At 73.6% G+C, this 10,454-nt stretch carries 14 protein-coding genes; 9 read left to right on the plus strand and 5 right to left on the minus strand.

The window, feature by feature from the left end:
• Positions 1–7 precede the first annotated feature (7 nt).
• Positions 8–1,297, plus strand: a complete 1,290-nt coding sequence (locus tag ACLIBK_RS14645; protein WP_415388012.1) for an Hsp70 family protein — start codon at positions 8–10, stop codon at positions 1,295–1,297.
• 184 nt (positions 1,298–1,481) lie between these two features.
• Here the strand turns inward: ACLIBK_RS14645 and ACLIBK_RS14650 are convergent, their stop codons facing one another.
• Positions 1,482–2,279, minus strand: a complete 798-nt coding sequence (locus tag ACLIBK_RS14650) for an SOS response-associated peptidase (protein ID WP_415388013.1) — start codon at positions 2,277–2,279, stop codon at positions 1,482–1,484.
• Positions 2,280–2,384: 105 nt separating this feature from the next.
• Here ACLIBK_RS14650 and ACLIBK_RS14655 point away from each other — a divergent pair, with 105 nt between their 5' ends.
• A complete protein-coding gene (locus ACLIBK_RS14655; protein ID WP_415388014.1) occupies positions 2,385–2,573 on the plus strand; it encodes a CsbD family protein in 189 nt (62 codons plus the stop codon).
• Between the two features lie 215 nt (positions 2,574–2,788).
• On the opposite strand, the gene flgH is transcribed toward ACLIBK_RS14655, so the two are convergent.
• The 4 genes from flgH to ACLIBK_RS14675 all read right to left on the minus strand — a co-directional run bounded on the left by flgH (position 2,789) and on the right by ACLIBK_RS14675 (position 6,091).
• Positions 2,789–3,538: a flagellar basal body L-ring protein FlgH gene (flgH, locus tag ACLIBK_RS14660; RefSeq protein WP_415388015.1), complete on the minus strand. Its 750-nt coding sequence runs from the start codon at positions 3,536–3,538 to the stop codon at positions 2,789–2,791.
• Positions 3,539–3,570: 32 nt separating this feature from the next.
• Positions 3,571–4,506, minus strand: coding sequence for a flagellar basal body P-ring formation chaperone FlgA (gene flgA / locus ACLIBK_RS14665; RefSeq protein ID WP_415388016.1), 936 nt, complete (start codon positions 4,504–4,506; stop codon positions 3,571–3,573).
• Complete coding sequence (gene flgG / locus ACLIBK_RS14670; protein WP_415388017.1) at positions 4,503–5,288, minus strand: flagellar basal-body rod protein FlgG; 786 nt, start codon at positions 5,286–5,288, stop codon at positions 4,503–4,505. Before flgG ends, flgA begins: the two co-directional genes overlap by 4 nt.
• 65 nt (positions 5,289–5,353) lie before the next feature.
• Positions 5,354–6,091, minus strand: coding sequence for a flagellar hook-basal body complex protein (locus ACLIBK_RS14675; RefSeq protein WP_415388018.1), 738 nt, complete (start codon positions 6,089–6,091; stop codon positions 5,354–5,356).
• Positions 6,092–6,319: 228 nt separating this feature from the next.
• Here ACLIBK_RS14675 and ACLIBK_RS14680 point away from each other — a divergent pair, with 228 nt between their 5' ends.
• The 7 genes from ACLIBK_RS14680 to ACLIBK_RS14710 all read left to right on the plus strand — a co-directional run.
• The gene (locus ACLIBK_RS14680; protein ID WP_415388019.1) at positions 6,320–6,829 is read left to right on the plus strand and encodes a flagellar basal body-associated FliL family protein; all 510 of its coding nucleotides are present in this window, start codon (positions 6,320–6,322) and stop codon (positions 6,827–6,829) included.
• A gap of 13 nt (positions 6,830–6,842) precedes the next feature.
• Positions 6,843–7,910 carry a flagellar motor switch protein FliM gene (gene fliM / locus ACLIBK_RS14685; protein ID WP_415388020.1) on the plus strand — a complete coding sequence of 356 codons (1,068 nt, stop codon included), beginning with the start codon at positions 6,843–6,845 and terminating at the stop codon, positions 7,908–7,910.
• Between the two features lie 10 nt (positions 7,911–7,920).
• A complete protein-coding gene (locus tag ACLIBK_RS14690) occupies positions 7,921–8,370 on the plus strand; it encodes a DUF6468 domain-containing protein (protein WP_415388021.1) in 450 nt (149 codons plus the stop codon).
• Positions 8,367–9,020, plus strand: a complete 654-nt coding sequence (locus ACLIBK_RS14695) for a MotE family protein (protein WP_415388022.1) — start codon at positions 8,367–8,369, stop codon at positions 9,018–9,020. Before ACLIBK_RS14690 ends, ACLIBK_RS14695 begins: the two co-directional genes overlap by 4 nt.
• 31 nt (positions 9,021–9,051) lie before the next feature.
• Positions 9,052–9,432 carry a response regulator gene (locus ACLIBK_RS14700; protein WP_415388023.1) on the plus strand — a complete coding sequence of 127 codons (381 nt, stop codon included), beginning with the start codon at positions 9,052–9,054 and terminating at the stop codon, positions 9,430–9,432.
• Positions 9,425–10,015 (plus strand): protein phosphatase CheZ, encoded by a 591-nt coding sequence (locus ACLIBK_RS14705; RefSeq protein WP_415388024.1) that lies wholly within the window; start codon positions 9,425–9,427, stop codon positions 10,013–10,015. The genes ACLIBK_RS14700 and ACLIBK_RS14705 overlap by 8 nt, the downstream gene beginning before the upstream one ends.
• Positions 10,015–10,454 (plus strand): hypothetical protein (locus ACLIBK_RS14710; RefSeq protein WP_415388025.1); only part of this gene is annotated, 440 nt, incomplete at its 3' end. The genes ACLIBK_RS14705 and ACLIBK_RS14710, both read left to right, overlap by 1 nt.

Below are 10,454 nucleotides of genomic sequence, written 5' to 3' on the forward strand. Positions count from 1 at the left end.
TCCTTTCTTGCCCCAGGTCATCGGCATCGATTTCGGCACCACCAACAGCGTGGTGGCCGCGCTGCTTCCCGACGGCCGCGTGGCCACGGCGCGCTACGCCGTGGGCGCGGCCGAACTGGACGTGTTCCGCTCCGTGCTCTGCTTCTGGGCGGAGGACGGGCCGGGCGGGCGCGGCCTGCTGCGCCACGCCGCCGGGCCACGGGCAATCGAGGCCTACCTGGACGACCCGCTGGGTTCCCGGCTGATCATGTCCATCAAGAGCTACCTGGCGCAGCGTTCCCTGGGGGAAACCCGCGTGCTCGGGCGCTCCTTCGGGCTGGACCAGCTGGTGTCGCTGCTGCTGCGCGACCTGCTGAACAGCGCGCGGGGCAGCCTGCCCGGCGGCGCGCTGCCGGACACCAGCCACGTGGTCGCCGGCCGCCCCGTGCACTTCGTCGGACAGACGGCGGACGACGCCCTGGGCGAGGACCGGCTGCGCGCCGGCTTCGCCGCCGCCGGCTGGCCCGACATCACCGTGGCGCTGGAGCCCGAGGCCGCCGGCACCCGCTTCGCTTCCACGCTGGACCGCGCCGCCACGGTGCTGGTGGGCGATTTCGGTGGCGGCACCAGCGACTTTTCCCTGCTCCGCTTCGAGCCCGGGGGCGGTGGCGAGGTCACGCCGCTGGGCCACGCCGGGGTGGGGGTGGCGGGGGATGCCTTCGACTTCCGCATCATCGACCGCGTGGTGTCGCCGCGCCTGGGCAAGGGCGACCTGTACACGGTGATGGGCAAGGAGCTGCCGGTGCCGCCGGGCTGGTACACCAGCTTCGCCCGCTGGCACCGGCTGTCCCTGATGCGCGCCCCGCGCACCCTGCGCGAGATCGCCGAGGTGGCGCGCACCGCCCTGCACCCGGAGAAGCTGCATCACCTGACCCAGCTGATCGAGGACGAGGCCGGCTACGCCCTGTACCAGTCCGTTTCGGCCGCCAAGGCGGCGCTGTCCCGGCAGGACCGCGCCACGCTGCGCTTCCGCCACGGCGCCTTCGCCGTGGAGCAGGAGATCGCCCGTGCCGATTTCGAAACCTGGATCGCCCCCGAGCTGGCACAGCTGGCCGCCGCCATCGACGCCGCCCTGGCCAGCGCCGGCCTGCGCGCCGCGGAGGTGGACCGCGTCTTCCTGACCGGCGGCACCTCCCTGGTGCCGGCCGTGCAGCAACTGTTCACCGACCGCTTCGGCGCCGCCCGCGTGGCCGGCGGCGGCGAGTTCGTGTCCGTCGCCGAGGGCCTGGCCCTGATCGGCGGCCGGCGCTTCGCCTGATCCGGGTGGTTCTCGTGGCTTGAGCCGTGGCCAGGGGCGCTGCCCCTGGACCCCGCCGGGGAGTTTAAACTCCCCGGACCCCACGTTTAGCGCTCCGCGAGCAGGGGCTTAGGACCGCCGTCGCGCCACGGGCCTGACCTGTCCCAGAGCCCCTCCTCGCGGAGCGCTCATGAGGTCCAGGAGCCTAAGCTCCTGGCGGGGGTTCCAAGGGGGCAGAGCCCCCTTGGCCGCGGTCCGGGCCACCAGACCCACCCGACCCCGCCGGATGCAGCGCCGGCGGGTCGTCCAGGTCATCGCCGGGCGGGCGCGGTGCGCGGGCGAGCAGGGACGGGTCGTTCTCGGCGACGCGGTTGACGCGCTTGTCCACGGGCCACACCGCCAGCCAGTCCTCCGGGCAGGGGCGCAGCAGGCCGAGCAGGTCGTCGCGGCCGGCCTCGGCCTCGCCCAGCCAGGCCGGCCAGTGCTCGCGCGGCAGGATCACGGGCATGCGGTGGTGCAGGGCGGACATGCGCTGGTTGGCGTCGGTGGTGATGATCGAATAGGTCCGCAGCCAGGTGCCGTCCGGCTGCTTCCAGCCTTCCCACAGCCCCGCCAGCGCCATCGGCTCGCCCGAGCGCAGGGCGATGGCGTAGGGCTGCTTGGGGCCGGGCTCCTCCTGCCGCCATTCGAAGAAGCCGTCGGCGGGCACCAGGCAGCGGCGGCGGGTGAAGGCGTCGCGGAAGGAGGGCTTGTCGGCCACGCCGTCGGCCCGGGCGTTGATCAACCGGGCGCCGCCGCTGGCGTCCTTGGCCCAGCGCGGCACCAAGCCCCAGCGCAGCTGGTCCAGGCTGCGGGCGCCGCTTTCCGGGTGGCGCCGCACCACCAGCCCATCCTGCGTGGGGGCGACGTTGTAGTTGGGCGCGTAGTTCGGGATGGCGTTGGTGGTCTCGAAGTGGTTCGCGAGCACGTGGGGTTCGCGCTGCAGGATGTATCGACCGCACATGCCGCCCCATCTGGCCCCGGCCTGCGCCCCTGGCCAGGGCCAGGCAACCCATCACGCAAAACGGCGTTATGGATCCGTCGATCAAAGACATCAGGGAGCACGGACATGGTGGACAAGGATCGTATCGAAGGTGGCCTGAAGCAGGCCAAGGGCGCGGTCAAGGAAGGCGTCGGCAACCTGACCGGCGATACCAAGCTGCAGGCCGAAGGCCAAGCCGACCGCGCCGAGGGCAAGGCCCAGAATGCCGTGGGCGGCATCAAGGACAAGGCCCGCGAGGTCGCCGGCGACAAGTAAGTCGCCACTCCGCAACGCGGCGTGAAGGGCAGGCGGGCTTCGGTCCGCCTGCCCTTTCGCGTTTTCGCGACCTGCCTGCGGGATATCGCAGGACGGGGATGCTCTTCCCCGTGGGCCCGCTGCTACGGGGTGGCCGCAGGGACCCGACCGGCCACCACGGGCGTCTGGTGCCGGTCCCGGCACTGCCATCCCACCGGACGGCAGCGCCGCCCCGTTCAGAACGGCAGCACCGCGTCCAGGAACTGCTGCCCGTAGCGCGGCTGCTGCACGTCGCTGAGCGTGCCGCGCCCGCCATAGGTGATGCGCGCTTCCGCCAGCCGGTCGTGCTTCACCGTGTTGTCCGAGGCGATGTCCTGCGAGCGGATCACGCCGCCGATGGACAGGTCGCGCAGCTCGTTGTTGACGCGCACCTGCTGCCGCCCGGACAGCACGAGGTTGCCGTTGGGCAGCAGCTGCGTGACGGTGGCGGCGACGCGCAGGGTGATGGTCTCGTTGCGCCGCACCGTGCCGGCGCCGGCGCTGGAATTGGCCGAGGACGCTTCCAGCAGCTTGGTCGGGTCCACCCCGTTGGGCAGGAAGCGCGCGTAGGAGGCGTCGAGGCCCAGCAGGCGCGGGATGCCCAGGTTCTCCGTGTTGTTGCGCGAACGGTCGGTGTTGTTCTGCAGCTGCGCCTCGTCCTGGATGGACACCAGCACCGTCACCAGGTCGCCCACCGCCGCGGCGCGGCTGTCGCGCAGGAAGGTGCGGCTGCCCGGCCGCCACAGGCTGTTGGCCGCGATGGACTGCGCGTCGCTGTTGGGCGCCGGGCTCGGCATGGTCACAGGCCGCCAGTCCGGCGAGCGGGTGGGGTCGGTGATCGCCGCCATCTCCGGCGCCTGGCCGATGCGGGACAGCCGCTCCAGCGAGCCGCAGGCGCCCAGCGCCGGCAGCAGCAGCAGGGACAGCAGGGGGGCGGCGCGGCGCATGGGGCGGTTCCTCGGGGGAAGGGGCGGGGGTGTCATCGCGGGGCCGGGCCGACGCGGACGCGGCCGGGGCCGATCGCCTGCGCTTCCACGATCTGGCGCGACTGCAGGTTCATCACGTTGACCACGCCGCCGCGCGGCGCGGCGTCCAGCGCGCGGCCCTGGGCGGTCAGCACCAGCCCGCCGGCTTCCAGCAGCATGGTGACGGTGCTGTTCTTCTCCACCACGGCGGGCACGCGCAGGTCGGCCAGGGCGAAGGGCTGGCCTTCCGCGATCGGACGGCGCAGCTGCTGGCCGAGCACCTGGGCTTCGTCCGTGGCCAGCCCGGGGCGGCCGCGTTCCGCCCGCAGGCGGCGCACGCGCAGGTCGCCGGGGCGCACCACCTCGCCCACTGCCAGGCGGCGCGTCGCCAGCGCCACGGCCACCATGGGCAGGGCGCGGCCGGACAGGCGCAGGCGCAGCGTCGGCATCCCGTCCGCGGCCACCACCAGCGTGGCGCCGAAGCGGTTGCCGTCCAGGCTGGGCTGTTCCACCGTCACCAGCGGCGAACCGGCGGGCGGCACCTGCGGCGGCGCGAAGCCGGGCAGGTCCAGCTCCGCCTCCGGGTCCAGGCCCAGGCGCAGCAGCTCCGCCCGCAGCGGTTCCCCCCATTCCTCGGGCGTCAGCGCCCGGCCGGGCCGTTCCACCACCACGCGCTCGTTGTTGGAGAAGGGCCGCCAGGCGACGCCGAAGGTGCGCGCGATGGCCAGCAGCTGCGGCGTTTCCACCATAATGCGGCGGCCGGGGGCGGGGGCGGGGCCGATGGCGCGGCCGGCCGAAGGGCCGGCATCCTCGAACAGGTCGCCCAGGCGGATGACCTCCTCCTCCACCACCACCTGCGGGCGCAGGCCGGACAGCTGCGCCGCGGCCGGCAGCGCGGCGGCCAGCAGCAGCGGCAGGGCGGCGAGCAGGGCGCGCAACGGGCGGCTCATCGCAGCTTCGCCACGGTGGACAGCATCTCGTCGCTGGCGGTGATGACCTTGGAGTTCATCTCGTAGGCGCGCTGGGCGGTGATCAGGTTGGTGATCTCCGTCACCACGTTGACGTTGGAGGTTTCCACGAAGCCCTGCATGACGTTGCCGAAGCCCGCCGCCCCCGGCGCGCCCTGCTGCGCCGCGCCCGAGGAGCCGGAGGCCACCAGCAGGTTGTCGCCCACCGCTTCCAGCCCGGCCTCGTTGGCGAACACCGCCAGCTGGATCTGGCCGACATTCTGCGGCGCGTCGGCCCCGGCCACCTTGGCCAGCACCTCGCCGTTGGCGTTGATGGTCACGTCCGTGGCGTTGGCCGGCACGGTCAGGCCGGGCTGCACGGGATAGCCCTCGGCGGTGACGATGGCGCCCTCCGCCGACAGGCCGAAGGTGCCGTCGCGGGTATAGGCGGTGTCGCCGGAGGGCAGCTGCACCTGGAAGAAGCCGTTGCCGCGGATGGCGACGTCGAACTTGTTCTCCGTCTGCGTCAGGTTGCCCTGCTCGTGCACGCGGTAGATCGCCGCGGTGCGCACGCCCAGGCCCACCTGCGCGCCCGAGGGCAGGGCGGTGCCGGTGTCGGAGCTCTGCGAGCCGACGCGGCGCAGGTTCTGGTAGATCAGGTCCTGGAACTCGGCGCGACGGCGCTTGTAGCCCGTCGTGCTCATGTTTGCGATGTTGTGGGAGATGACCTCGACGTTGGTCTGCTGGGCCATCATGCCCGTGCCGGCGGTCCAGAGCGCGCGCATGGTGTTCTACTGCTCCTGTGCCGGGCGGGGCCGGCGGCGTGTCGGATGGGGGCGGAGGGCGGGCATCAGCGCTTGCGCAGCAGCCGCTCGACGGCGGATTTCAGGCGGTCGTCCTCGCGCTCGGCGAAGGTGGCGGCGAACTGGAACTCGCGCAGCTCGTTGGTCAGCCGCGTCATCTCCAGGATCGGGCGGACGTTGCTGCCCTCCACCGCGCCCTGCACCAGGGCGGGGCGCTCCATCTCCTCCGGCGCGTCGGTCGCCGCCAGCAGCCGGTCGCCCTCGGCGGTCAGGCGCTGGCTGTCGGCGAAGCGCACCACGCGCAGCCGGCCGATCTCGCCGTTCTCGGAAGACAGCACGCCCTCGCCGGACACGGTCAGCCGGGTGTCGCCGGCGCCGACCCGCAGCGGCGCCCCGGCGCGGCCGAGCAGGGCGTTGCCCTCGCCGTCCACGATGGTGCCGTCGGGGCCCAGGGCGAAGCGGCCGGCGCGGGTGAACCGTTCGCCGCGCGGGGTTTCCAGGGCGAAGAAGCCTTCGCCGGAGATGGCGATGTCCAGCGGGTTGCCGGTGGTCTGGATGGCGCCCGCGGCGTCGTCGCGCCAGGTCGCGCGGTCCCAGGTGAAGGCCACGTCCCGGCCGGAGCTGGGCCCCTCCACCTCGCGCTGGCGGTCGAGGTGCTCGGCGAACACCGGGCGCGACGCGCGGAAGCCGGGGGTTTCCGCATTGGCGACGTTGTGCGCCAGCACGGCCGTGACCCGGGTCTGGGCGACGAGTCGGGACAGGACGACGTAGCCGGGATTGTCCAAGGGTCTCGCTCCAAGGGCGGCCGTGCCGCGCTGGAAAGGGCCATCGCAACCCCCGTGCCAGGGCTTTCCCGGCCTCCGGCGCGCCGGGCTTGCCGGATGGGCGGCATTTTCTGCCGGGTCCGGGACGCCGCTGCCGCCCCGGCAACCCTTCGTTAAGGCCCGCCTCGGCATTCTCCGGCCCACGGGTTCCTCGCGGATCCCTCGCGGATCGGAGTGGCCAGAACGGCGATGGCGACGGCGAAAACGGACACCGGCGAGAAGCCGAAATCAGGCAAGCGCAAGCTGCTGCTGATCGCGGCCCCCGTGCTGCTGCTGGCCCTGGGCGGCGGCGCCTGGTTCTCGGGGCTGCTGGGCGGCGGCGGCGGCGGCGGCCACGGCGAGGCCGCGGCGGGCGGCGGGCACGACGCCCCGGCGCCCCAGGCCGCGGCGCGCGCCCCGGTGTTCTTCGAGATGCCGGAAGTGATCGCCAACCTCAACGCGCCGGGCCGGCGCACCAGCCTGATCCGGCTGCGTTCCAAGCTGGAACTGGGCAAGCCGGAGGACGCGGCGGCCGTGCAGCAGGCGATGCCGCGGCTGCTGGACCTGTTCCAGACCTACCTGCGCGAGATGCGCCCCGAGGAGCTGCGCGGCAGCATCGGCACCCACCGCCTGCGCGAGGAGCTGATCGCCCGCGCCACCCTGGCCGCGGCGCCGGCGCGCGTCACCGACGTGCTGTTCACCGAGATCCTGGTGCAATGACGGCGGTGCGGCGATGAGCGGCGCGGGGGACGACGGTTCGGACGACGACCTCGCCGCCGCCTGGGGCGCGGCGGTGGAGGACGAGAGCGCCGCCAATTCCGCCAAGGTGCTGAACCAGGCTGAGATCGACAGCCTGCTGGGCTTCGACGACGCCCCGCAGGCCGACGAGAAGACCGGCATCGAGAAGATCATCAGCAGCGGGCTCGTGAGCTACGAGCGGCTGCCGATGCTGGAGATCGTGTTCGACCGCCTGGTGCGGCTGATGAGCACGACGCTGCGCAACTTCACCTCCGACAACGTCGAGGTGAGCATCGACGGCATCGTGTCCCTGCGCTTCGGCGACTACCTGAACTCCGTGCCGCTGCCGGCGATGCTGGCCGTGGTCAAGGCGCAGCAGTGGGACAATTATGGCCTGCTGGTGGTGGATTCCGCGATGATCTACTCCATCGTGGACGTGCTGCTGGGCGGCCGCCGCGGCACCGCCGCCATGCGCATCGAGGGCCGGCCCTACACCACCATCGAGCGCGCCCTGGTGGAGCGGCTGATCCAGGTAGTGCTGGACGACCTGGGCGCCGCCTTCGAACCGCTGTGTCCCGTGAGCTTCCGCTTCGAGCGGCTGGAAGTGAACCCGCGCTTCGCCGCCATCTCGCGGCTCAGCAACGCCGCCGTGCTGGTGCGGCTGCGGGTGGACATGGAGGACCGCGGCGGCCGCATCGAGCTGCTGCTGCCCTACGCCACGCTGGAGCCGGTGCGCGAGCTGCTGCTGCAGCAGTTCATGGGCGAGAAGTTCGGCCGCGACAGCATCTGGGAAACCCACCTGGCCGAGGAGCTGCGCCACACGGAAGTGGCGCTGGACGTGGTGCTGGACGAGCAGACCCTGCCGCTCTCCGCCATCACCGGCCTCAAGCCCGGCGACCAGCTGGCGCTGAACGCCGCCCCCGGCGCGCCGGTGCGGCTGCGCTGCGGCGAGGTGGCGCTGTTCGAGGGCGCGCTGGGCCGGCGCGAGAACCGTTTGGCGGTGCGGGTGGAGCGCGAGCTGCTGCGCCCCGCGCCCGAGGACCTGGCGGGCAGGGCGGCATGAGGAGGCGGGCGTGAGCGGGATCGAGTGGGTGTTGCAGGCGGTGCTGCTGCTGCTGCTGCTCGCGGCGCTGCCCTTCGCTTGGCGGCTGGAACGGCAGCTGTCGGCGCTGCGGCAGGACCGCCCGGCGCTGCAGGCCGGGGCCGAGGGCTTCGCCGAGGCCACCCGGCAGGCCGAGGCCGCGCTGGTGCGGCTGCGCGCCACGGCGGAGGGTGCGGGGCGCGGCGTGGCCGAGCGCGTGGCGCAGGCCAAGCCGCTGCGCGAGGACCTGCGCTTCCTGGTGGAGCGCGCCGAGGCCCTGGCCGACCGGCTGGAACGGCTGGTGCGCGACGCCCGGCCGCTGGCCAGCGGCGCCGAGCCGCGGCACGCCGCCGCCCCGGTGCCGGCCGCGGCCGGCGCGGAGGAAGCGCCGCGCTCGCAGGCCGAGCGCGACCTGCTGCGCGCCCTGAGGCTGGCGCGATGAGGCCCCGCCTGCGCGTGCTGCCGGCGCTGATCCTGGGCGCGGGCGCCCTGGCGGCGGCCAAGGGCGCGGCGCTGTGGCACGGCTGGCCGGCCGGGGTCTCCGCCCCCGCCATGGTGGGGGCGGCGCTGATCTCCCCCGCCGCGGCCTCCACGCCCGAGCCGGTGACGCGGCGCCCGGCCGCGGTGCAGCCCGCCGCGCCGCCGCCCCCGCCCGCGGCGGAAGCGCCCGACCCCGTGGCCGCGGCGGAACGCTCGGTGCTGGAAAGCCTGCGCGGCCGGCGCACCGCGCTGGAGGAGCGCGAACAGGCGATGTCGGCGCGGGAAGCCGTGCTGGCCGCGGCCGAGCGCCGCCTGACCGCCCGGCTGGAGGAGCTGGCTGCCCTGCAGGCCCGGCTGGAAGGGCTGGAGCGGCAGCGCGGCGAGCGCGAGGAGGCCGGCTGGCGCGGCCTGGTCAAGACCTACGAGACCATGCGCCCGCGCGACGCGGCCGCCGTGTTCGACGAGCTGGAAATGCCCGTGCTGGTCGGCATCGTCGACCGCATGCGCGAAGCGAAGGCCGCCCCCGTGATCGGGGCGATGCGCCCCGAACGGGCGCGGCTGCTCACCGCCGAGCTGGCGCGCACCCGCGCGCGCGCCAGCCGGCCCGACTGATCCCACCGAAGCCACAGGAGAGCGACGAGCCATGGACAAGAGCACGAACGTGCTGATCGTGGACGACTACAAGACCATGCTGCGCATCATCCGCAACCTGCTCAAGCAGCTGGAATTCGACAATGTCGAGGAAGCCACCGACGGGCAGGAAGCGCTGACCAAGCTGCGCACCGGCCAGTTCGGGCTGGTGATCAGCGACTGGAACATGGCGCCGATGACCGGGCTGGACCTGCTCAAGGAAGTGCGCGCCGACAGCAAGCTGAAGGCGACGCCCTTCATCATGATCACCGCCGAGAGCAAGACGGAGAACGTCATCGCCGCCAAGCAGGCCGGCGTGTCCAACTACATCGTGAAGCCCTTCAACGCGGAAACCCTGCGCGAGAAGATCTCCAAGGTGCTGGGCAATGCCTGACGGGCTGGGCGGACGCGATGACGGCGTGGAACAGGCGGTGCGCGCGGTGCTGGCCAGCATGAGCGGCGACATCACCGTCACCGAGGCGGCGCTGCTGGCCGAGCTGGAAGCGCTGGGCCGCACGGTGGCCGACGCCAAGGCGGAGATCGCGGCGCTGCGGGTGGACGACATCAACTCCAGCCACATCCCCACCGCGACGGACGAGCTGGACGCGGTGGTGGAGCACACCGCCACCGCCACCAACGAGATCCTCGACACCTGCGAGAGCCTGGAGCGCTTGGCGTTGAGCCTGACCGGCGAAGCGGCGGCCACGGTGGAAGCGGCGGTGACCCGCATCTACGAGGCCTGCTCCTTCCAGGACATCACCGGCCAGCGCATCGGCAAGGTGGTGACCGCGCTCAAGGCCATCGAGGCGCGCGTGCAGGAGGTCAGCAGCCGCTACGGCGGCAGCGCCCCGGCCGCTCCGGCGCAGCCGGTCCCGTCCGGCCGGACGGAGGGCGAGCGCCTGGCCAACGGGCCGCAGCTGCCGGGCGCCGGCTCCTCGCAGGCGGAGATCGACGCGCTGCTGGCGAGCTTCGACTGATGCGCCCGCCGCGGCGCCGTTTCGTGGGTGGCCGCGCCGCGGCACTCGGCCTGGCCCTGGGCCTGCTGGCATCGCCGGGGCCGGCCCTGGCCGAGCGCGTGGCGATGCGCGTCGGCGAGCATCCCGGCCACGGCCGCGTGGTGTTCGACTGGCCGGAGCGCACCGGCTACCGGCTGGAGGAAGCGGAAGGGCGCGTGCTGCTGCGCTTCGACCAGCCGGCCGAATTCGACCTGCCGGCGCGGCTGCCGCGCAACGTCCTGGGCTTCTCGGCCGAGGGCGACACGGTGACCGTGACGCTGCGCCCCGGGGCCCGGGCGCGCAGCTTCCGCCTGGGCGGGCGCGTGGTGCTGGACCTGCTGAACCCGCCCGCCGCGCCCCGCGCCGCCGAACCCGCGCGCGCCGAGGCCGCGCCCCGGCCGGCGCGCCCGGCCCGGGCGCG

The sequence above is a fragment of the Roseomonas sp. BN140053 genome, assembly GCF_047690175.1.
Taxonomy (GTDB): domain Bacteria; phylum Pseudomonadota; class Alphaproteobacteria; order Acetobacterales; family Acetobacteraceae; genus Roseomonas.

Excerpts from the sequence above, each read along its gene's own strand:
- flgA (WP_415388016.1), bottom strand. The coding sequence starts at position 4,506 with ATGAGCCGCCCGTTGCGCGCCCTGCTCGCCGCCCTGCCGCTGCTGCTG.
- ACLIBK_RS14695 (WP_415388022.1), top strand. The coding sequence starts at position 8,367 with ATGAGGCCCCGCCTGCGCGTGCTGCCGGCGCTGATCCTGGGCGCGGGC.
- ACLIBK_RS14655 (WP_415388014.1), top strand. The coding sequence starts at position 2,385 with ATGGTGGACAAGGATCGTATCGAAGGTGGCCTGAAGCAGGCCAAGGGC.
- flgH (WP_415388015.1), bottom strand. The coding sequence starts at position 3,538 with ATGCGCCGCGCCGCCCCCCTGCTGTCCCTGCTGCTGCTGCCGGCGCTG.
- ACLIBK_RS14705 (WP_415388024.1), top strand. The coding sequence starts at position 9,425 with ATGCCTGACGGGCTGGGCGGACGCGATGACGGCGTGGAACAGGCGGTG.
- fliM (WP_415388020.1), top strand. The coding sequence starts at position 6,843 with ATGAGCGGCGCGGGGGACGACGGTTCGGACGACGACCTCGCCGCCGCC.
- flgG (WP_415388017.1), bottom strand. The coding sequence starts at position 5,288 with ATGCGCGCGCTCTGGACCGCCGGCACGGGCATGATGGCCCAGCAGACC.
- ACLIBK_RS14700 (WP_415388023.1), top strand. The coding sequence starts at position 9,052 with ATGGACAAGAGCACGAACGTGCTGATCGTGGACGACTACAAGACCATG.
- ACLIBK_RS14650 (WP_415388013.1), bottom strand. The coding sequence starts at position 2,279 with ATGTGCGGTCGATACATCCTGCAGCGCGAACCCCACGTGCTCGCGAAC.
- ACLIBK_RS14680 (WP_415388019.1), top strand. The coding sequence starts at position 6,320 with ATGGCGACGGCGAAAACGGACACCGGCGAGAAGCCGAAATCAGGCAAG.